Origin of the sequence: Curtobacterium sp. MCPF17_050 (genome assembly GCF_003224435.2) — a bacterium.
Classification (GTDB): Bacteria; Actinomycetota; Actinomycetes; order Actinomycetales; family Microbacteriaceae; genus Curtobacterium.
Genome location: NZ_CP126250.1, coordinates 723,849 through 743,897, shown reverse-complemented (window position 1 = coordinate 743,897; position 20,049 = coordinate 723,849). Strand labels below are relative to the sequence as shown.

General features: G+C 71.7%; 17 protein-coding genes. 5 read left to right on the top strand and 12 right to left on the bottom strand.

What is annotated here, in order from left to right:
* From DEJ34_RS03560 to DEJ34_RS03535, 6 genes are all read right to left on the bottom strand, one after another.
* Entirely contained in the window at nt 1–774 is a 774-nt protein-coding gene (locus DEJ34_RS03560) for a putative protein N(5)-glutamine methyltransferase (protein ID WP_110911469.1), read from the bottom strand.
* 22 nt (nt 775–796) lie between these two features.
* Entirely contained in the window at nt 797–1,774 is a 978-nt protein-coding gene (locus DEJ34_RS03555) for a ribose-phosphate diphosphokinase (RefSeq protein ID WP_110823606.1), read from the bottom strand.
* Nucleotides 1,775–1,887: 113 nt separating this feature from the next.
* Entirely contained in the window at nt 1,888–3,315 is a 1,428-nt protein-coding gene (glmU, locus tag DEJ34_RS03550; protein WP_110823605.1) for a bifunctional UDP-N-acetylglucosamine diphosphorylase/glucosamine-1-phosphate N-acetyltransferase GlmU, read from the bottom strand.
* A 195-nt stretch (nt 3,316–3,510) separates the two neighbouring features.
* The gene (locus tag DEJ34_RS03545; RefSeq protein WP_110823604.1) at nt 3,511–4,737 is read right to left on the bottom strand and encodes a zinc-dependent alcohol dehydrogenase; all 1,227 of its coding nucleotides are present in this window, start codon (nt 4,735–4,737) and stop codon (nt 3,511–3,513) included.
* 114 nt (nt 4,738–4,851) lie between these two features.
* Entirely contained in the window at nt 4,852–6,255 is a 1,404-nt protein-coding gene (locus DEJ34_RS03540) for an MFS transporter (RefSeq protein ID WP_110890361.1), read from the bottom strand.
* Between the two features lie 62 nt (nt 6,256–6,317).
* Nucleotides 6,318–7,304, bottom strand: coding sequence for a helix-turn-helix transcriptional regulator (locus tag DEJ34_RS03535; protein ID WP_110911426.1), 987 nt, complete (start codon nt 7,302–7,304; stop codon nt 6,318–6,320).
* Between the two features lie 101 nt (nt 7,305–7,405).
* Here DEJ34_RS03535 and DEJ34_RS03530 point away from each other — a divergent pair, with 101 nt between their 5' ends.
* Together DEJ34_RS03530 and DEJ34_RS03525 are read left to right on the top strand one after the other, a co-directional pair.
* Nucleotides 7,406–7,855 carry a MarR family winged helix-turn-helix transcriptional regulator gene (locus DEJ34_RS03530; protein WP_110823601.1) on the top strand — a complete coding sequence of 150 codons (450 nt, stop codon included), beginning with the start codon at nt 7,406–7,408 and terminating at the stop codon, nt 7,853–7,855.
* A 164-nt stretch (nt 7,856–8,019) separates the two neighbouring features.
* Nucleotides 8,020–8,169, top strand: coding sequence for a hypothetical protein (locus DEJ34_RS03525; protein WP_181419412.1), 150 nt, complete (start codon nt 8,020–8,022; stop codon nt 8,167–8,169).
* Between the two features lie 94 nt (nt 8,170–8,263).
* Here DEJ34_RS03525 and DEJ34_RS03520 read toward each other — a convergent pair whose 3' ends face one another.
* The 3 genes from DEJ34_RS03520 to DEJ34_RS03510 are packed head-to-tail and all read right to left on the bottom strand — an operon-like array spanning nt 8,264 to nt 11,399.
* On the bottom strand, nt 8,264–9,112 hold the full coding sequence (locus DEJ34_RS03520; protein WP_110823600.1) for a carbohydrate ABC transporter permease: 849 nt from the start codon (nt 9,110–9,112) through the stop codon (nt 8,264–8,266).
* A complete protein-coding gene (locus tag DEJ34_RS03515) occupies nt 9,112–10,083 on the bottom strand; it encodes a carbohydrate ABC transporter permease (protein WP_181419413.1) in 972 nt (323 codons plus the stop codon). Before DEJ34_RS03515 ends, DEJ34_RS03520 begins: the two co-directional genes overlap by 1 nt.
* A complete protein-coding gene (locus DEJ34_RS03510) occupies nt 10,080–11,399 on the bottom strand; it encodes an ABC transporter substrate-binding protein (protein ID WP_110911427.1) in 1,320 nt (439 codons plus the stop codon). The genes DEJ34_RS03515 and DEJ34_RS03510 overlap by 4 nt, the downstream gene beginning before the upstream one ends.
* 226 nt (nt 11,400–11,625) lie before the next feature.
* Between DEJ34_RS03510 and DEJ34_RS03505 the strand changes: the two genes are divergently transcribed.
* The 3 genes from DEJ34_RS03505 to DEJ34_RS03495 all read left to right on the top strand — a co-directional run bounded on the left by DEJ34_RS03505 (nt 11,626) and on the right by DEJ34_RS03495 (nt 14,824).
* The gene (locus DEJ34_RS03505; RefSeq protein WP_110911428.1) at nt 11,626–13,044 is read left to right on the top strand and encodes a sensor histidine kinase; all 1,419 of its coding nucleotides are present in this window, start codon (nt 11,626–11,628) and stop codon (nt 13,042–13,044) included.
* Nucleotides 13,041–13,814 (top strand): response regulator, encoded by a 774-nt coding sequence (locus tag DEJ34_RS03500; protein ID WP_258368330.1) that lies wholly within the window; start codon nt 13,041–13,043, stop codon nt 13,812–13,814. The genes DEJ34_RS03505 and DEJ34_RS03500 overlap by 4 nt, the downstream gene beginning before the upstream one ends.
* A gap of 119 nt (nt 13,815–13,933) precedes the next feature.
* Nucleotides 13,934–14,824, top strand: a complete 891-nt coding sequence (locus DEJ34_RS03495; protein WP_181422251.1) for a hypothetical protein — start codon at nt 13,934–13,936, stop codon at nt 14,822–14,824.
* An 89-nt stretch (nt 14,825–14,913) separates the two neighbouring features.
* Here the strand turns inward: DEJ34_RS03495 and DEJ34_RS03490 are convergent, their stop codons facing one another.
* Genes DEJ34_RS03490 through DEJ34_RS03480 form a run of 3 tightly spaced genes read right to left on the bottom strand, consistent with a single transcriptional unit; the run spans nt 14,914 to nt 19,834 of the window.
* Nucleotides 14,914–17,409 (bottom strand): OpgC family protein, encoded by a 2,496-nt coding sequence (locus DEJ34_RS03490; protein WP_146236926.1) that lies wholly within the window; start codon nt 17,407–17,409, stop codon nt 14,914–14,916.
* On the bottom strand, nt 17,403–17,813 hold the full coding sequence (locus tag DEJ34_RS03485; protein ID WP_110911431.1) for an ATP-binding protein: 411 nt from the start codon (nt 17,811–17,813) through the stop codon (nt 17,403–17,405). The genes DEJ34_RS03490 and DEJ34_RS03485 overlap by 7 nt, the downstream gene beginning before the upstream one ends.
* Nucleotides 17,810–19,834: a glycosyltransferase gene (locus DEJ34_RS03480; protein WP_110911432.1), complete on the bottom strand. Its 2,025-nt coding sequence runs from the start codon at nt 19,832–19,834 to the stop codon at nt 17,810–17,812. The genes DEJ34_RS03485 and DEJ34_RS03480 overlap by 4 nt, the downstream gene beginning before the upstream one ends.
* Nucleotides 19,835–20,049: the final 215 nt, after the last annotated feature.

Genomic DNA, 20,049 nt, shown 5'->3' with positions numbered 1-20,049 from the left:
TCAGGCGGGGAGCGTCGCCACCACGCACGTGCCGTCGACCTCGTCGTCCCGCACGACATCGGTCGTGAAGCCGGCGGTGCGGAACAGTTCCGCGGACACCGGCGCCTGCTCGGCCGACACCTCGATGACCACGGACCCGCCGCGCCGCACCCAGTCAGCAGCGCCGGCAGCGATGCGCCGGTGCAGGTCGAGCCCGTCGGCGCCGCCGTCGAGTGCGACCCGGTGCTCGTGGTCGCGCGCTTCGGGCGGCATGATCGCGATGGCGTCGGTCGGGACGTACGGGGCGTTCACGGCGAGCACGTCCACGGCACCGCGGAACCGGGTGGGCAGCGGGTCGAACAGGTTCCCGGTCACGACGATGCCGCGGTCGCCGAGGTTCTCCGCGGCCACCTCGGTGGCGTCGGGGTCGATGTCGGCAGCGACGAGGTCGAGCGCTCCGACGCGTTCCAGCAGCGCCATCGCGACGGCCCCCGCTCCGCAGCACAGGTCGACGACACGGTCGTACCGTCGGAGCCGTCGGGCTGCCTCCGTGACGACGACCCGCGTCCGCGCCCGTGGCACGAAGACGCCCGGTGTGACGCGGACGCGGTGCCCGTCGAACGCCGCCCAGCCGAGGACGTACTCGAGGGGCTCCCCCGCCAGGCGACGCTGCACCAGGCCGCGGAGCCGGACCGCGTCGCCGTCACCGGCCGCGAGGAGCAGGTCCGCCTCGTCCTCAGCGAACACGCTCCCGCCCGACCGGAGTCGGGCGGCGAGGGCGTCCCGCGCGGTCAGTGCCACCGTCGGACGTGAGCGCTCAGGCGGCGCCGTCGAACATCGACGTCACCGAGCCGTCGTCGAACACCTCGTGGATGGCCCGGGCGATGAGCGGCGCGATCGGCAGCACCTCGAGCTTGTCCCAGCGCTTCTCGGGTGGCAGCGGCAGGGTGTCGGTCACGACGACGCGGTCGATGAACTCGCTCTGCAGCAGCTCCGTGGCCGGGTCGGAGAACACCGCGTGGGTGGCGGCGACGACGACGCCCTTGGCACCGTTGGCCTTGAGTGCCTCGGCGGCCTTCGCGATGGTGCGCCCGGTGTCGATGAGGTCGTCGACGAGCAGGCACCAGCGACCGGAGACGTCACCGACGATCTCGTGCACGGAGACCTGGTTCGGGACGAGCGGGTCACGGCGCTTGTGGATGATCGCCAGCGGAGCCCCGAGCTTCTCGGACCAGATGTCGGCGACGCGGACGCGCCCCATGTCCGGCGAGACGACGGTGAGGGTCTCCGGGTCGAGCATCTCCTTGAAGCGCTCGAGCAGCACGGGCATGGCGAACAGGTGGTCGACGGGACCGTCGAAGAAGCCCTGGATCTGCGGCGCGTGCAGGTCGACGCTCATGATGCGGTGCGCACCCGCGGCCTTGAACAGGTCGGCGACCAGACGGGCCGAGATCGGCTCACGCCCACGGCCCTTCTTGTCCTGGCGGGCGTACGGGTAGAACGGCGCCACGACGGTGATGCGCTTGGCCGAGGCACGCTTGAGCGCGTCGACCATGATGAGCTGCTCCATGAGCCACTCGTTGATCGGGGCCGTGTGCGACTGGATGACGAAGGCGTCGCATCCGCGCACCGACTCGTCGAAGCGGGCGTAGAGCTCACCGTTGGCGAAGGTCCGGGCGTCGGTCGGGACGAGGTCGACACCGAGCTCTTCCGCGATCGCCTTCGACAGTTCCGGGTGCGCTCGCCCGGCCACCAGGACGAGTCGCTTCTGGCCGGTTGTCTTGATTCCGGACACGTGTGGTGCTCACTCCCTGACCCCGAGAGGGGGCCGATCTGACCCCGCCGGGGCCGATGTCCTGGGCTCCGATCGGGGCCCACCGCTGACGGCCGCAGGGACCGTCGAAGGTGTCACTCGCCTCGCGCGCGCCGAGCTGCCTCGGCCGCCGGGGTACCGGGTCGGTTCTCCTCGACCCATCCCTCGGTGTTGCGCTGTGGGGCGTAGCTGATCGCGAGCGACCCGGCCGGCACGTCCTTGCGGACGGTCGTGCCTGCACCGGTGTACGCCCCGTCACCAATCCTAACCGGGGCGACGAACACGTTGTGCGACCCGGTGCGGACGTCCGACCCGACGACGGTGCGGTGCTTGTGCACGCCGTCGTAGTTCGCCGTGATGGTGGCCGCGCCGATGTTGGAGTCCTCGCCCACCTCGGTGTCGCCGATGTAGGACAGGTGCGGGACCTTGCTGCCGCGACCGATCACGGCGTTCTTCGTCTCGACGAAGGTACCGATCTTGCCGCGGTCGCCGAGGACCGTACCCGGCCGCAGGTAGGCGAACGGCCCGACGGAGGCGCCGTCCCCGATGACCGCGAGCGTGGCGTCGACCCGGTTGACGGTGGCGCCGGCTCCGACCTCGGTGTCCCGGAGCGTGGTGCCCGGTCCGACGACGGCGCCGGCCGCGATCGCCGTCGCTCCGAGCAGCTGCGTGCCGGGCAGGAGCTCGGCGTCGGGCTCGATGGACACGTCGAGGTCGATCCACGTCGATGCGGGGTCCTGCACCGTGACGCCGGCGAGCTGGTGCCGACGGACGATCCGCGCGTTCAGCTCCCGGGCCGCATCCGACAGCTGTGCCCGGTCGTTGATCCCGGCGACGAGCCACGGGTCGGTCAGGGTGACGACGTCCACCCGTCCCCCGCGGGCGGCGATGAGCGCGGGCACGTCGGTGATGTACTTCTCGCCCTGTGCGTTCTCCGTCGTCAGCGACGGCAGCACCGCGCGCAGGTGGGTGACGTCGAACGCGTAGATCCCGGCGTTGGTCTCGGTGACGGCGCGCTGCTCGTCCGTCGCGTCCTTGTGCTCGACGACACCGGTGAAGGCGCCGGAGGCGTCGCGCAGGATCCGGCCGAGCCCGGTCGGGTCGTCCTGGATGGCGCTGACGAAGGTGACCGCGTTCGACTGGCTCGCGTGCGCCTCGACCAGTCCGCGGAGGCTCTGCGCGTCGAGCAGCGGGACGTCGCCGGAGAGCACCACGACGACGCCGTCGAAGTCGGCCGGGAGCGCGTCGACCGCGACCTCCACCGCCCGACCGGTCCCGGGGACGTCGTCCTGGTCCACGACGAGGGCGTCGGGGGCACGCTCGGTGATCTCCGCCGCGACGCGTTCACGCTCGTGCCGCACGACCACGGCGACGTGCTCGGGCGACAGGGACTCGGCGGTCCGGAGCACGTGGGCGATGAGGGGCAGCCCGGCGAGCCGGTGCAGCACCTTGGGGAGCGAGGACTTCATGCGCGTGCCCTGCCCGGCGGCGAGGACGACGACGGCGATCCGCTGGTCGGTCATGCGTCCCATCCTGGCGCACCGCTCCCCCGGCGTCCGACCGTCGCGGGCATCTGTGCGGAACTCCGCGCCGCAGCACGTCCGTGGAGGAGCCGCCGACGCACCGCGAGCGCCGGGAGGCCCGGCACCGGTCCGCCTGACCGGTGCCGGGCCTCCAGGCCGAGCCGTGCGCGGTCCGCGCGTGCGTGTGGACCGCCGTCAGGCGGACGTGTCCGACAGCTCCACCTTGATCCAGCCCGGCTCGCGACGGTCGAAGGCCTCGTACGCCTCGATCGCGGAACCGATGCCCTCGTGCTCGGTGATGAGCGCGGTCGGGTCGAACTGGCCCGCTGCGACCATGTCGATGAGCGGCGGCGTGACCGAGTGGTGGTCGCAGTTGCCCATGCGGATCGTGAGGTTCTTGTTCATCGCCTCGCCGATCGGGTACGACTGCGCGGTCGGCCCGTACACACCGATGATCCCGATCCGGCCGTACTTCGCCACGCACGCGACCGCCCACTGCGCGACCTGCGACGGGCCGTCACCCGGCTTCCACTGCTGCGCCTCGCCGAACCCGTCCGGGGAGGCGTCGGGCGCGACCTGGGCGACCTCGGCGTCGAACGCGGCCGCCTGCTCGTCGGACACCGCTGCCGGGCCCCGCTTCGGGCGCTCGGCGTCGACCCCGACCGCGTCGATGACGGCGTCGGCGCCGATCCCGTTCGTGAGGTCCATGATCGCCTGCACCGGGTCCTCGCGGTTGTAGTCGACGACCTCGCAGTTCTGCGCGAGCGCGGCGGCGAGCCGGGTCTCCTCGCCGTCGACGACGATCACGCGCCCGGCGCCCTGCTTGAACGCGGACGCCGCGGCGAACTGCCCGACGATGCCCGCGCCGAACACCACGACGACGTCGCCGCGGGTGACGCCGGCGAGCTCGGCGCCGAACCACCCGGTCGGGAAGATGTCGGAGAGCAGGATGGCCTGCTCGTCGCTCACGTTCTCCGGCAGCGGGTGCATGGTGTTCTGCGCCCACGGGACCCGGACGTACTCGGCCTGCAGACCGTTCACCGGACCGGTCGACTCGGGGCCGCCGAAAAAGCTCGTCCCCGCCTGCGGGCCGTTCGGGTTCGCGACGTCGCACTGCGCGGTCTGGCCCATCCGGCAGTACCGGCACGCGCCGCACGAGATCGTCGAGTTGATCACGACGCGGTCGCCGGCGCTGAAGCCACGGACGGCGTCACCGACGCTGGTGACGACACCGACGGCCTCGTGACCGAGGATCGTGCCCTCCTGCATCGGGGCCATGGTGCCGCGGACGAAGTGCAGGTCGGTACCGCAGATCGCCGAGCGGGTGATGTGCACGATCGCGTCGTGCGGGTCCTGGATCGTGGGCTCCGGGACCTCGTCGAGCCGGATGTCGCCGATGCCGTGCCAGACAACTGCCTTCATGGGGTTCCTCCTCGTGGGTCGTCGACCCGGACGGTACGCGCGGCGGTCTCGGTGGTCGTCGAGGGCAGCAGGACCCGCGGGCAGGCGGCGGCCGGGAGGCCCTCCCCGCCTCCGTCAGGCGGCGGCGCCCCGGCTGGCGGGCCGGGTCTCGTCGCGCACGAACGCCATGAGCACGAGCCCGGCGACGAGCACCACGACCACCCCGAGGATCCCGTACCGGGTCGACCCGCCGACGGTCACGGCGAGGCCGAACAGCGCCGGCGCGATGAACGAGGCCGCGCGGCCGGTGGTGGCGTAGAGGCCGAACAGCTCTCCTTCACGACCGGGCGTCGCGAGCTTGGCCAGGTACGCCCGGGAGGACGACTGCACCGGCCCGACGAACACGCAGAGCGCGAGACCGAGCACCCAGAACGAGACCTGCGCGGAGCCGGCGAAGAGCACCGCGGTGCCGGTCAGAGCCAGCCCCACGAGCGACACCATGATGAGCGGACGGGACCCGAACCGGTCGTCGAGTCGGCCGGAGAGCACGGTCGAGATGCCCGCGACGACGTTCGCGACGATCGCGAACAGGATGACCTCGGACGGGCTGAAGCCGAAGACCTGGGCGGCGATGATCCCGCCGAACGTGAACACCGCGCCGACGCCGTCGCGGAACACCGCACTCGCGAGCAGGAACGCGAGCACGTTGCGCCGCGTCCGCCAGAGCCGGGCGACGTCCCGCCCGAGGTCCGCGTAGGCGGTCCAGAGCGACCCGCGGCGGCTCGGGTCGGCGGGTGCCTCGGGAACGGCGAGGAAGAGCGGGACCGAGCTGACGGCGAGCCAGACCGCGGCGATCCCGATCGCGACGCGCACGTCCCACTGCCCGCCCGCGACCGTCGCCGGGAGCTGCAGGAGCCCACCGCGGCCGTCCACGCCGAAGTCCTGGATGCAGAGCAGGAGCAGGACGACGAGGAGCACGATCCCGCCGAAGTACCCGGCGGCCCAGCCGATCGCGGAGACCCGGCCGGTCTTCGGTCCGGTGGCGACCTGCCCGAGCATCGCGTTGTACCCGACACAGGCGATCTCGTACGCGACCGTCCCGATGCCGATGAGCGCGGCGCCGAGCACCAGGTACGGCTGCTCCGGGGCGACGAACACCATGCCGACGATCGAGAGGAAGACGCCGACCGTCGCGATGAGCACCGACCGCCTGCGGTGCCCGGACGTGTCGGCCAGCCGCCCGACGGCGGGGGCGACGAGGGCGACCAGGATGCCCGCCACGGTCAACGCCGTCGAGACGACGGCGGCGTTGTGGGCGAGCTCCCGCTCGACGGCGGCGGCTGCTGCACCGGTCGAGTCCTCGGCGGCGACCAGTGCCGGGTCCACGAAGGCCCGGCTCGCCAGGTAGGTGCTGAAGACGAACGTCGTGACGACGGCGTTGAAGGCGGCGGAGCCCCAGTCCCAGAGCGCCCAGGACACGAGTGCCCGTCGTCCTGCCGTGGTCGGCGGGGCCGCGGCGGTCGTCGGCGTACCGGTCATGGCGGAACCGTAGCGCGTCCCGGTGTCCTGCCGGGGAACCCGTGCCGCTCCGGGTCAGCAGGTCACCGTCGGAGCGTCTGCTTGGGGTACTCGCCGAACCGCTCCGCGTAGGCCGCGGAGAAGCGTCCGAGGTGCGCGAAGCCCCACCGGGTCGCGACCTCACCGACCGAGGCCGTCCGCGGGTCGCGGGCGAGCAGTTCGTCGTGCACGCGGTCGAGCCGTACCTGCCGCAGGTAGGTCAGGGGCGAGACACCGAGGGTCCGGCGGAAGGACTCCTGCACGCTGCGCACGCTTAACCCCGCGACCCGCGCCAGCTCCGCGATGGTGATCGGGTCCTCGGGGTGGGCGTGGACGTACTCGACGGCGGCCCGGAGCTTCGCCTGCCGCGGGTGCAGCAGCTCGGCGGGGAGGCGGTCGAGCTGCGGCGGGACGACCCGGAGGAAGGCGTCGGCCGTCTGCCGCTTCGCCTCGTGCCACACGAGCGAGTCGGTCCCGCCCTCGCGCAGCGCGCGGGAGAGCGCGCCGAGGGAGTCGCGCCAGTGCCGGACGGCCGCGCTCTCGGTCGGTCGCAGGTGGTCGAACCGCAGGTCGCGGGTGCCCACGTCGAACCGTTCCGAGGCGACCTCGCGGACGAACCGACGATCCAGGTGCACGAGCTGCTGGTCGTAGTCGGCGGCCACGAACACGACCTCGCGGTGCGCGGCGAACAGCGTCGGCTGCCCGATGCGGAGCGGGACGCGGTCGCGCAGGGTGTCGGGGACGCCGGAGCCCGACGTGAGCCACCCCATCACCAGCTCGTTGCCCGGGGTGGAGGCGCCGCGGAGGAAGCCGTTCATGGTCGACCGGCGCATCGACACCTCCGAGTCCCCGACGGCCGTGTAGCGGTACGAGTACTCGCCCTCTGTCCGGCGGGACAACCACTGCTTGCCGGCGTAGACGCCGGCGAGGTCGCGGACGGCCGCCTCCGGTTCGGTCCCGGCGACCTCGAACCGGACCGGCGTGACGGACTGCTCGTCGCCCGGACCATCTGAGGACGTCGGCGCGCTCACCGGGTCACCCGACCGGACCGGACGAGACCGCCGTCCGGATAGGGTGAGCCCGAACGCGCGGAGCCGACCCGCGCGCGGCTGCACGTCGAGGAGGCGAGCCCGTGAGTGAACTCGACGTCATGGGCGCCCTGGCCCGGCTCGAGCACTCCTCGATCTCGCTGCGCGACCGTCTGCGCGACCGGACCGGCATCACCGGCACGGACCTGCTGGTCGTGCGGTACGTGTGGCGCGCGAAGACGGCCGGACGGTCGGTCCGCGTGAAGGACCTCAGCGTGCACCTGGGGCTGACGGGCCCCGCGGTGACCGGTCTCGTCGACCGGCTGGCACGGCAGGGCGTCCTGCGACGGGTGCCGAACCCGGAGGACGGTCGGAGCCGCTTCATCGAGCTCACACCCGGTCACGAGGAGGTCTTCGCAGCGGCGCTGGCGAGCACCAACGAGCAGTTGCACGAACTCCTGTCCTCCTTCTCGGAACGCGAGCGTCGACGCCTCGTCCGCATCGTGGACCTGATCGCCGGGGCGCTCGACGACGGGGTGCCACCCGCGTCGTAGTGCAGGGTATGGGCCGGTCGGATCGTCGCTGGGGGGTTTGTCCGCGCAGCGCGGATGGGTCGGCGACCTCCCCGTTCGCCCGGACGTGCTCCCGTCCACCGTCGTACCGTCGGTGACGATCAGGACCCCTCGCAAGGGGGTCATGTCCGACGGGAAGGGACACCATGGGCATGTACGAGTCCGAGCCGGGCGTCGACCCGGTGCGCATCACCACCATCCGCCGTCTGCGCCGCCGCTGGAAGCACGGCGAGCAGCCGACCGACGACCAGGGGTTGTTCGACGACCTCTTCGTCGGCACGACGAAGCAGCGCTGACACACCGTCGTCGACGCGGCAGCGCGTCGCGCTGGCACACGACGGGAGGCCCGTGGTGGGATCGCCACGGGCCTCCCGTCGTGTGTGCGGCCGCTCAGCCCTTCACCGCGCCGGACGTGAGCCCGGAGACGATCGACCGGCGGAACACGAGCACGAGGATGACGATCGGCACCGTCGCCGCCACGCTCGCCGCGAAGATCTGCGCGAACGGCACCGTGAACTGGGTCCCGAACAGCGCGATGCCGACCGGGATCGTCCGCAGCGAGTTCTCGCTGTTGAAGGTGAGCGCCATGAGGAACTCGCTCCACGACGCGGTGAAGGTGAAGACCCCGACGGTGAACAACCCGGGCTTCGCCATCGGCAGGATCACGGAGAGCACCGTTCGCCAGGCACCGGCGCCGTCGATCTCGGAGGCTTCCTCGATCGTCGACGGGATGCCCTGCAGGTAGTTCCGCATGATCCAGATGGCGAACGGCAGGTTGAACGCCACGTACGGCACGATCAGCCCGGGGTACGAGTTGAGCAGTCCCAGGTTCCGTTCGAGCAGGTACAGCGGGGTGAGCACCGCGATCGCCGGGAACACCGACAACATGAGCAGCGACGTCATGATCGCGGTGCGTCCACGGATCCACCGGCCGGCGAGCGCGTACCCGGCCAGGAACGCGAGCGCGAGCACGATCACGGTCGTGGACACCGACACGATGATGCTGTTCACCATGTACTGCCCGAGCGCGTTGTCCCGGAACGCCACGACGAAGTTGTCGAGCGTGAACGACATCGGGAAAGCGGTCGGCGGGGACTGCGCGATCTCGGAGGACGGCTTGAACGACGTCGTCACGAGCCAGTACAGCGGCAACGCGGTGACGACGGCGATGACGACGGCACTGACGTTGACGGTGTTGACCCACCGCCGCCAGCCCTTGCGGATCCGTTGACGGGGCATCAGGCCTCGCCTCCCTTCGCCTGGTTCCGGAAGGCCCGGAGGAAGAGCAGACAGCCGGCGGCCACGATGAGCGCGGTGCTCGTCGCGATCGCCGCTCCCGGCCCGATGTTGATGTCCTGGAAGAGCACCTTGTAGCCCATGATCGCGAGCGACTGGGTGCTCGTCCCGGGGCCGCCGTTCGTCAGCACGAAGGGCAGGTCGAAGACGCCGAACGCCTGCAGGATGCGGAACAGCACCGCGATCGTCAGGGTCGGGGCGAGCTGCGGCAACACCACGCGCCAGAACGTCTGCCAGCCGTTGGCGCCGTCGAGCTCCGCGGCCTCGTAGTGGTCCTCGGAGATCTGCACCAGGCCCGCGAGCAGGATGATCGCGACGAACGGCGTCGTCTTCCAGATGTCGGCCACCATGAGTCCGGTGATGGCCGGGACGGGCTCGCCGAGGATCACCGGCGCCTCCCCGAACAGGGCGAAGAACCAGGTCGCCACCCCGTACGTGGAGTCGTAGACGTACTTCCACAGCTGGGCGTTGACGATGGTCACGAGCGACCAAGGGACGAGCATGAGCGCGAGCATCCAGCCCCGGGTCGCCCCGAGCCGCTCGAGCACGAGCGCGACGAGCATGCCGAGCACGAGCTCCACGAACACCGTGACGATCGTGTACAGGAACGTGAAGCCGAGCGCCCGGTACCAGTCCGCGCTCTGCACCAGGGCCGCGTAGTTGTCGAACCCGAAGCCCTGGATCGCGAAGCCGTCATAGCCGATCTCGACGTCCGCGAAGCTGAGGACGATCGAGTAGACGACCGGGAAGATCGTCACCGCCGCGACGACCAGGAGGGCCGGGGCGGCGAAGCCCCAGGCGCTCCGGGCACGCAGGCGGTCGAGACGGTTCCGTCCGCTCCGGCGAACGACGGGGTCGGGGCGGGTCGGGCCTCCCGGTCGGGTCGACGTCCGGACGCCGGTCGCGGCGCTCACAGCGCCGCTCCCCGGAGCGCGAGGCCGATGGCGTCGGCCATCGCGCGCGTCCCGCCGTCGACGGTGCGCTGCCCGCCGAGGATGCCGTTGCCGTTCTGGTAGACGCCCTGCGAGACCTTCGGGTAGTAGGCGGTCGAGGTCGGACGCGGTACGAGCGTGATGCCCGCGGCGGTGTCGTACGTCGGGCGCTGCTGCCGCTTCGCGTCGGCGCTGACGAGCGACGCGGACCGGGCCGGCAGGACCCCGCCCTCGCGGGTGAGGAACTGCTGCGCCGTCTCGCTCGACATCCAGCGGGCGAACGTGAGGGCGGCTGCAGGCTGCTGGGTGTGCGGGTTGATGTAGTTCCCCCAACCGCCGATCGTCGAGTGGTGGTCCTCCATCCCGTCGAACGTCGGGCGGGCGGCGAGCCCGACCTTGCCCTGGACGGCGCTGTCCGGGCCGTTCGCGATGCCCCACGCGTACGACCAGTTCCGGAGGAACGCGGCACGACCGCCCGAGAAGGCGTCGTTCGTGTCCTGCTCCTGGTACGTGAGCGTCGCACGCGGGCTCGCGCCGGAGGTGACGAGCGAGCGCATGAACTCGAACGCCCGCCGGGTCTCGGAACTCGTCGTCGTCGCGTTCTCGAGGCCGTCGTCGAGCAGCGAGCCACCGGCGTCGGCGACGAACTCGGTGACGTTGCAGGTCAGGCCCTCGTACACGTCGCCCTGGAACGCGAACCCGTACGAGACGTCCCCGGTGTCGACGAGCTTCGCCGCGGTGTCGCGGACCTCCTCCCACGACCCGGGTACCTGGAAGCCGTGCTTGTCGAGCAGGTCCTTGCGGTACAGGAAGAACGACTCGTCGATGTAGAGCGGGAACATGTAGTACGTGCCGTCGACACTGGCGGCGAGCCGGAGCCCCTCGGGGAACTGCTCGAAGAAGTCCTCCCCCACCAGCGTGTTCACCGGCGTCGCGAGCTTGTTCTTCGCGAACTGCCCGGGCCAGGCGACGTCGCCCAGGTACACGTCCGGCGTCGGCGACCCGGCTGCGATCTGCGTCGTCAGCGACGTCCGGTTCGTGTCGGTGTCGCTCGGGGCGCTGACGATCCGCACGCGGATGTCGGGGTGCTCCTTCTGGAACTCGGCGATCAGTCGCCGTCGGAGGTCCCCACCGTCCTTCGACGCCACCTGCCCGGCCCACCAGCTGATGGTCGCCGGTCCCTCCGGCGGGTCGGTCGGCCAGTCGGCGACCTCGGTCCGCTCGGGGCGCGTGGAGCAGCCGGCCAGCAGCAGCACCCCCGTGCCTCCGAGCAGGAACAGCCTGCGGTCGATGTCCATCCGTCCTCCTCGACGTCCGGTCCGCACCCCCGGCCTCCGTCTGAGCGGGCGCGCGAAGCTGTGAGGCCACTCAACCCCTGACCACCGCACCGCGCCTGGGAGTCCGCCGAGCACGAGGGTCACGCTCCTCCGCTCCGGCCGGTCTCGACGAGCCGGTCTCGTCCGCCGCGCGCGCCGACGCCCGCCGGAGCCGTACCGGACACCGCGCAGCGGTTACGGTGACCGGGTGCGCGGACCACGGACGACGGAGCCAGCGCCCGACGGTCACGCCGAGCGCGCACCGAGGGCCGTGGTCGTCGTGCCCCCTGACCCGCGGCGACGCCCGGTCCGCGCGACCCCGTGGCGTCGGGTCCTGGTGGGCGTCGTGCTCGCGGCGGTGCTCGGCGGTGCCGCGGTCGCCGCTGCCGGGACGCTCGTCTCGCAGCGGACAGCGGAACGCTTCGCCGTCGAGGACGCCACCCGCGACACCGCGGCCGTCGCGCGGTCCGTCGTCGAACCCGCGCTCCGCGACGCGATCGTCGACCCGCAGGCCGACACCACCGCACACCGGGACGCGGTGGAGGCCCTCGACCGGGCCGTGCGCCGTGCGACCGCGGCGAGCGCCGCCGTCCGCGTCAAGCTCTGGGCACCGGACGGGACCGTGCTCTGGTCGGACGAACCCCGGCTCACGGGTGAACGGTTCACGCTGTCCGACGAGGACCTCGAAGCACTCGCCGAGGACCGGTCCGACGCCGAGGTGTCCGACCTGAGCGCACCCGAGAACCGCTACGAGCGGGGACAGGGGCCGCTCCTCGAGGCGTACCAGGCGGTCCACGTCCCCTCCGGCGACCCGCTGCTGCTCGAGGTCTACTACCCGTACGACGACGTGCTGGCGAGTTCCGCGTCGCTCCGTTCGGCGTTCGCGGCACTCGCGTTCGGCACGGTCGCCGTCGTGATCGGGCTGCTCCTGCCGGTGCTCCTGTGGCTGCTGCTCCGCCTGCGCTCGGGCCAGCGGGACCGCGAACGGCTGCTCGTCCGCGCGCTCGACGCCGAGACCGCCGAGCGCCGACGCATCGCCGCGGACCTGCACGACGGACCGGTCCAGGACGTCGCCGGGCTCGCGTTCTCGCTCGGCGCGGTCGCGCGGGGAGCGACGGGTCCGACCGCCACGGCGCTCGACGCCGCCGCGTCGACCCTCCGCGGAGCGGTGTCCGCCCTGCGCTCGCTGATGTCGGCGGTGCAGCCGGCAGCCCCCGACCGGGACGGGCTCGGTGCCGCGCTCGCCGACGCCACCGCGCGCGCTCACGCCTCCGGCATCGCCACCGTCCTCGACGTGCCGGACCGGGTGGACGCCCCACCGGCCGCCCTGACCGCGGTGGTGCGGTTCGTGCGGGAGGCAGTGGCCAACACGGTGCGGCACGCCGGGGCCTCGCGGGTCGAGGTCGTCGTCCGACGGCGGGACGGCGACCTGTCGGTCCGCGTGTCCGACGACGGGACGGGCTTCGACCCGGTGACGGTCCTCAGCGCGCGGCGGGAGGGACACCTCGGCACGACGCTGCTCCGGCAGGTGGCCGAGGACTCCGGCGGGTCGCTGCACCTGCGGACCGCGCCGGGTGGCGGCACCACGTGGGAGCTCAGCCTGCCGGCGGAGGCCGACCGGTGGTGAGGGTGCTGCTCGTCGACGACCACGCGCTCGTCCGCAACGGCCTGCGGGCGGTGCTCGACACGACGGCGGACTGCACGGTGGTCGGTGAGGCCGCCACGGGCGAGGCCGCGGTCGACCTGGCGGAGACCCTGCAGCCGGACGTCGTGGTGATGGACCTGTCGATGCCGGGCGCGGGCGGGGTCGCCGCCACGGCCGCGCTGCGGGTGCGCGTCCCCACGGCCCGGGTGCTCGTGCTCACGACGTTCGCCGACGACGCCCGGGTCCGCGCCGCGCTGGCGGCCGGCGCGACCGGCTACCTGCTCAAGGACGCCGACCCCGACGACGTGGTCCGGGCGGTGCAGGCGACGGCGCGGGACGAGGTGCCGATCGACCCGCGGGTGGCCCGGAGCCTCCTGCCCCGCGGGGCCGACCGGCACGCGGATTCCGACGGCCCCGCCGGTGCCGGGACCGGCAGCGGTGTCCCGGCGGGCACCGGCGGCGCGGTCCGATCCGACGGCGGCGGTCCGGTGGGCGGCCGCGCCGACGGTCCGGACCGACACGATGCCGGTGGTCCGTTCCGTGGTGCGGCGGACCGGGACGCGCCCGACCTGCCGCCGCGGGAGCGTGACGTGCTGGTCCGTCTGGCCCGTGGCCTGTCGAACCGGCAGATCGCCACTGAGCTCGGGATCGCCGAACGGACCGTGAAGGTGCACGTCGGCAGCGTGTTCCGCCGCATCGGTGTCGCCGACCGGACGAGCGCCGCGCTCTGGGCCCGGGACCACGGCTGGTGACCCCACGCCGACGTCGTCCGGCAGGCGGGTACTAGTACCAAGGTCCGATGGTGCCGTCCCGCTGCAGCGGCGACGATCGTGCCGAGGGGACGAACCGCCCCGAGCACAGGAGGCACACCATGGACACCACGACCACCCACCGCGGCCGCACCGCGGGTCGCCGCACGGTCGGCATCGCCGCCACCGTCGTCGCCGCCGCGGTCGCCGCAGTCGCCCTCGTCGGGGTCACCCCGGCGCAGGCGTCCGGCAAGACCTCGACCGGCGGGGACTACGCCGTCACCGTGAACGGCACCACGACGAACCCCGCGGTCGGCAAGGACTTCAAGCTCCGCGACACCGCGGTGTCCGGCACGATCGCCGTGCGCGGCAAGCACAACGGCTTCGACATCCGGGTCGCCGACCTCGGCGTCCACGACTACACGCTCACCGGCGCACCGGACACGCAGCGGATGGTGACGAAGCCGACCGTCGTGTTCGCGTCGAAGGTCCCGACGCTGACGCCCGCCCAGCTCGCCGGCACGCGGCTGTCGTCCCTCGAGGTGCGGGACGACACCCTGGTCGCGATCTTCAGCACCGCAGCCGGCAAGTACAAGATCCAGGCCAAGGACGGCGCCCAGGGCGGGATCTTCCAGATGGAGACGGAGTTCGCCGGACCGGTCGAGTTCACGCACACGCTCGGCGCGGGCCTGTTCTACTTCGTCAACCCGTACACGGGCAAGGTCAACTTCGGCGACGGCACCGCGGCGGTGGCCTCGGGCAGCGGCGCGCACCAGATGCTCCTCGGCAAGGACAGCCCGCAGGTCGCGACGAAGACCTCGCAGACGGCCACGACCACGACCTGGACCGTGCAGCCGGGTGGACGCATGGGCGGGGTGCTCGGCGAGGACGCCGTCGAGCTGAGCGCGGGTGCGACGAACTGCACGAGCGACTGCCAGGCACAGAACCAGATCCGCGGCTCCCTGCCGGTGCCGCCGGACCCGGTGGACCCGACGCCGATCGCGTCGCGCTGACGGCCGGACGGCCTGACAGGCAGACGGGAGGCCCGGTACCAGCTGGTACCGGGCCTCCCGTCTGCCTGTAGCCCGTCGCGCGCCGCGCGTCAGCGCGGGATGACCGAGAACAGGAACTTCTTCCGCACCATGTACCAGACGAGCAGGATGAGCACCGTGTGGGTGATCGTCCCGATCCAGACGTTGCCGTAGTCGACCGGGATCGACGCGATCACGAGCGCGAAGAACACCTGCCACACGAACACGTACAGGCTGGCCTGACCGAGCGGGATCCAGAGCCAGCCGATCACGGCGTTCACCGGCTTCCAGAACACCGTGAGGATCGCGTACGACACGATCGCGAAGAACGCGATGTCGACGAGACGACCCCACTGCAGGTCCACACGCTGGTACGCCGTGTTGTACAACTCGCGGTACATGTCCGCCGGGAACGGCACCGGCGTGAAGTCGAACCGGTCACCCGCCCAGACGTAGACCAGGAACGCCGCGTACCCGCACACCAGCACGCCGACGAGCACCTTGCCGACGCGGCCGGTCAGGGCGCGCGTGATCTGCCGTCGGTGGTAGCCGAGCACGAGGCCGTGCGTGAAGACCACCTGCCAGATGAACAGCGGGAACACCGCGTCGAACTGGGCGTTGACCGGCTTGAACTCCGGGTTGAGCACCTGGAACACGTAGAGCGCCCAGCTCGCGATGAGCAGCGCCCACCAGAACCCGCGGCGGATGATCCACATGAACACCGGGATGAACAGGCTCAGCACCACGAACAGGCCCATGATGTTGAACGGCCAGGGGCCCATCTCGAGCAGCAGGAACTGTCGGATCGCGTACCAGGGCGGCGGGTAGGCGAGCAGCTGCATCGCGTTCGGGTACAGGTCGTAGACGCGCCCCTCGGCCCGCACGCCGTCCGTGCCGGTCCCACGGTCGGTGAAGGTCGTGATCGCGTCCGTGTTCAGGAACGGGATGAAGCTCAGCGCGAAGACGACGAGGATGACGACGAGCGTCACGACGTACTGCTTGCGCGCCCGTTTGAAGGCCCCGATCGCCGAAGCCCACTCGCCGAACTTGGCGACGCCGAGCGGGTAGACCATGCCGAGGACCATGCCGGACAGGAACACGAACATCTCGGCACCGGTGATGGCGCCGACCGCGTGCAGCGTCAGGTACGAGTACGGGCCGGACACCTCGATGTGCGTGATCACCACCGCGAGGATGATGAACCCGCGGAACAGGTCGAGTCGGAGATCACGTCCGGGCTTGCCGTCGTCCGGGTAGCGCCAGCTCGGCACGAGCCGCCCGAACAGCCCGCTCAGCACGAACACGACCGCGAGGCCCGCCGCCAACCAGACGATCCAGGCCATCTGGTCGCCGCCGGTGTCGAGCTGCTGGTTCGTGGCCTCGGCGCCCTGCTGCGGGGTGACCCGCTCGGTGACCGGACCGAAGACGAAGCGGTCGGACTCCTGCAGGTCGGTGCGGAACGACCCGGCGACCCCGGGCGCCTTGGCGAACCGCCAGTCCGCGGGCCGGTTGCCCGCTTCGGGCTCACGCCGGATCGCGTCGATGTAGGTCACACCGCGGATCTCCGGGTGGTCGCGGACGGCGTCGATGACCTGCCGCCACCACCCCTGCTTCACGAGCAGTTCGGCGTCCCCTCCGAGCGAGTGGTCGTAGAGCGCACCGGTGTCGAGGAGCATCGGGAGGTCCCGGCCCGCGGCGAAGCGCTCCGTGAACGTCTCCGGTTGGGCCCGCTGGTAGCCCCAGGTCTCGGCGAAGCGCTGTGCCACCTCGTCGGACTCCGGCACGTCGTTCCGCGTCAGCGGGACGTCACGCCCGGCGGCCTCCGTCGCCGCTCCCTTGCCGAAGTAGAACATCGACAGGCCGACCCAGTCGACCGACGCCTCGCCCGGCCAGTAGGGCAGGTACGGGTCGTCGGCCTCGGTCAGCTGCCCGTCGCCGTTGGTGTCGAGCTTCTCCGTGTCCGTCGCCGACAGGTCGGCCAACCGGCCGGCGGACGAGCCGAACGGGTACCCGGCGCCGTAGGACGGCTGCCACACCATGCGGGCGTCCGAGTTCCCTGCGTGCACCTGCGACGCGAGCGCCCGGAAGGCCCGGATGAACTGCGTCGGCTGCTGCCCCCAGCGCAGCCACGTGCCGTTCATCTGCGGGGCGAAGCGGACGAGCAGCTGCGTGTCGTACTGCCGGTGGATCTCCTGGAGGAGCGTGTTCGCCCGGCGGGCGTCGGCCTTCGTGAGCGTCCGGAGCGCACGGTCCGGCTCGAGGCTCACCACGAGCACGGCACCCTGCGCCGCAGCGGCACGGGTCGCGCGCAGCAGCTCCCGCTCGGCCGACCGGTCGATCGGGTACGCGACCTCGACGCCGTACATGGACGGCGTCGCGTCGAGTCGTCCCTCGTAGCCGTCCGGTGAGTCCGAACCCCAGTCGAGGTCCGGTCCGAACCAGGTCTTCCCGCTCGCGGGTTCGCGGACGCCGGACGTGACGGCGTCAGCGGGCAGTGCTCCCCCGAGCACGAGCACGCCGATCGTGACCAGGAGCGCGACCGCCTTCGCCGCGTTCTGCCTCAGCAAGCGCACACCAGCGTCCAGACGTTGCGGCCGCCCTGGTGGGTGTGCTCGAGGCGGTCGAGGGCGGCGATGGCCAGGGCGAGCCCCCGGCCCCCCTCGTCCTCGGGGTCCGCCATGGTGACCTCGCCGAGGTCGATGTCGACCGGCATGCCGTTGTCGGACAGGACCGCGACCAGGTCGTCGCCGTCGGTGCCGAGGTCGAGCAGGAACCGTCGGCCCTGACCGACGTCGGACCGGCGGGTGTGCTCGATCACGTTGGCGGCGATCTCGACGATCGCGGTCTCGAACCGGAACCGCAGCGAGACGTCGTCGACCCCCAGGCCCTCCCACCACGACCCGAACGTGTCCTGCACGGTGTCGAGCGACGCCGGGACCGCCGGGACGTCGATGCTGGCGTCTACGTTCACAGGGGTCCTCCGACGGTGGTCGACTCATGGGCCAGGGGCATCTCGGCCTCGGGCCCGCGGTAGCGCACGGCCCGGATGACGATGCCGAAGATGAACAGGTCGAACACGACCCAGGCGGTGTTGACGAGCGGCGCGATGCCCTCGGCCTGCCCGGCCAGGTAGCGGATCGCGATCATCACGAGCGCGGCGACCAGGGCCCCCATCGCGATGAGCTGCGGCCTGACCAGGTCCCACCGGGGCCGCGCCTCGGACTCGTCGCGCACCTTCGGCGTCACGCGGAACCCGAGGGGCTTGCCGCGGAACACGTTCTCGAACGCGCTCGTCACCGACTCGATCCAGACCGGGAAGAGCGCGAGCGAGTACTGCTGCCCGCGCCACGTCGGTCTGCCGGCGGCCACCACCCAGAACAGCAGTTGGTTGAGCACCAGGAACGGGATCAGCCGGACGAAGAAGTCCACGCTGTACGCCTGCACGGGCACCACGCCGAACGACAGGCAGAGGACCGGTGCGGCGATGTAGACGACCGCGGCGAAGCCCGACAGGTAGCTCCACATCGTGGAGAAGTACATCAGGCGCTGGCCGAACGACAGGCCCTTCTGCACGAGCGGGTTCTCGCGGAAGAACACCTGCATGGTGCCCTGTGCCCAGCGGAGGCGCTGCACGAGCATGGTCTGGAGGTCCTCGGGCGCGAGGCCCTTCGCGAGGATCTCGTCGTGGTACGCCGACTTCCAGCCGAGACCGTGCAGGCGCATGGCGGTCGCCATGTCCTCGGTCACCGAGATCGTCGCCAGCGGCATGATCGGCTGCGCCTCGTCGTCGCGGTTGACGTCGAGCGCGCGGGTCAGCACGGCGATCGCCTCGATCGCGGCGACCGGCGACGCGTCGCGCTGCCCGAGGACGTCGAGTGCGGCGTCGTCGAGCCCCGCGAAGGTGTTGGCGTCGGTCGACATCGCGGCGAGCTCCTGCAGCTCGGCACGGACCGCCTCGAGGTCCGCCGCGGCGAACCGGAAGGCGATCGCGTCGATGCCGCGCTGGAACCGGTAGGTGACGTCGCCGAGCGGCTCGCCCGTGGCGATGTCGGCGCGTGCCTGCTCCACCACGACCTCGGCGTCGTCGAGGGCGGCGAGCACGCGCGGGTCGGTCTCGTTCTCGCGCGCGCGGGCGAGGAGCTTCTTCGCCGTCTTGACGGTGCGCTGCACGCTCGTCTCGACCTCACGGACGTACCGCGTGATGCCGAGCTGCATGAGGGCCTCGCGGCGCAGGATCGCGTTCGACCCGCAGAAGAACGCGGCGTTCCAGCCGTCCTTCGACTGCTGGATCGGCCCGTAGAACAGGGGCGCCTGGCTGCCGAGCGGGTCCGAGTCCGGCACGTTCTCGAACCACTGCGGGGTCTGCACGAGTGCCATCCGCTCGTCCTTGAAGTACCCCAGCGTCCGGTCGAGGATGGCGGGGTCCGGCACCTGGTCGGCGTCGAGGATGAGCAGGAACTCGCCCTGCGTGGCGAGCAGCGCGTTGTTGAGGTTGCCGGCCTTCGCGTGGCGCGGCCGGTCCACCCAGTCCTTGCCGCGCGTGATGACCCCGAGGCCCTCGGCCTCTGCCGCAGCCCGCATCTCCGGACGGTTGCCGTCGTCGAGGATCCACGTCTCGTGCGGGTGCCGGATCGCCTTCGCGGCACGGGCGGTGCGCATGACGAGGTCGATCGGCTCGTTGTACGTCGTGATGAAGACGTCGACGGTGACCGGGTCGCTCGGCGGGGTCGGCGGCTCACCGCGCTCCCGGAGCTTCCACGCGCCGAACGCGAAGAGGACCGAGTCGATGACGCTGTACGTCTCGGCGAGGATGAGCGGCACGGCGATCCACCACGAGTGCCAGTTCACCGAGGCCACCCACCGCCACGCGATGTAGTTGATGCCGGAGACGGCCGCGAGCACGGCGACCGTCCGCACGGCGAGGAGCCGACGGCGCGGGGTGCCGACCTCGAGCCGACGCCGGTCCTGACGCCCGACCTCGACCGCCGTCATCGACGTGCCTCCGGTGAACCGTGGGTGCTGTGCACGGTGTCCCCTCCTGATCCCGAAGACCCGTGCACGCGGTTGCCGCGCACGGGGGTGCCATCGGGGTCGGCGACGGTCCCGGGTCCCGCCGGTCGCTCCCCTGCGCTCGACGTCACCCCTGGCGACGTCGGCGTGCTGTCCTGTCTACCGCAGGCGGGCGACCAGTGTCAGCACCACGCCCC

Bases quoted from the DNA above. Each gene is read 5' to 3' on its own strand.
- glmU (WP_110823605.1), bottom strand. From the start codon at position 3,315: ATGACCGACCAGCGGATCGCCGTCGTCGTCCTCGCCGCCGGGCAGGGC.
- DEJ34_RS03480 (WP_110911432.1), bottom strand. From the start codon at position 19,834: ATGACGGCGGTCGAGGTCGGGCGTCAGGACCGGCGTCGGCTCGAGGTC.
- DEJ34_RS03540 (WP_110890361.1), bottom strand. From the start codon at position 6,255: ATGACCGGTACGCCGACGACCGCCGCGGCCCCGCCGACCACGGCAGGA.
- DEJ34_RS03545 (WP_110823604.1), bottom strand. From the start codon at position 4,737: ATGAAGGCAGTTGTCTGGCACGGCATCGGCGACATCCGGCTCGACGAG.
- DEJ34_RS03510 (WP_110911427.1), bottom strand. From the start codon at position 11,399: ATGGACATCGACCGCAGGCTGTTCCTGCTCGGAGGCACGGGGGTGCTG.
- DEJ34_RS03520 (WP_110823600.1), bottom strand. From the start codon at position 9,112: ATGCCCCGTCAACGGATCCGCAAGGGCTGGCGGCGGTGGGTCAACACC.
- DEJ34_RS03495 (WP_181422251.1), top strand. From the start codon at position 13,934: ATGGACACCACGACCACCCACCGCGGCCGCACCGCGGGTCGCCGCACG.
- DEJ34_RS03525 (WP_181419412.1), top strand. From the start codon at position 8,020: ATGGGCATGTACGAGTCCGAGCCGGGCGTCGACCCGGTGCGCATCACC.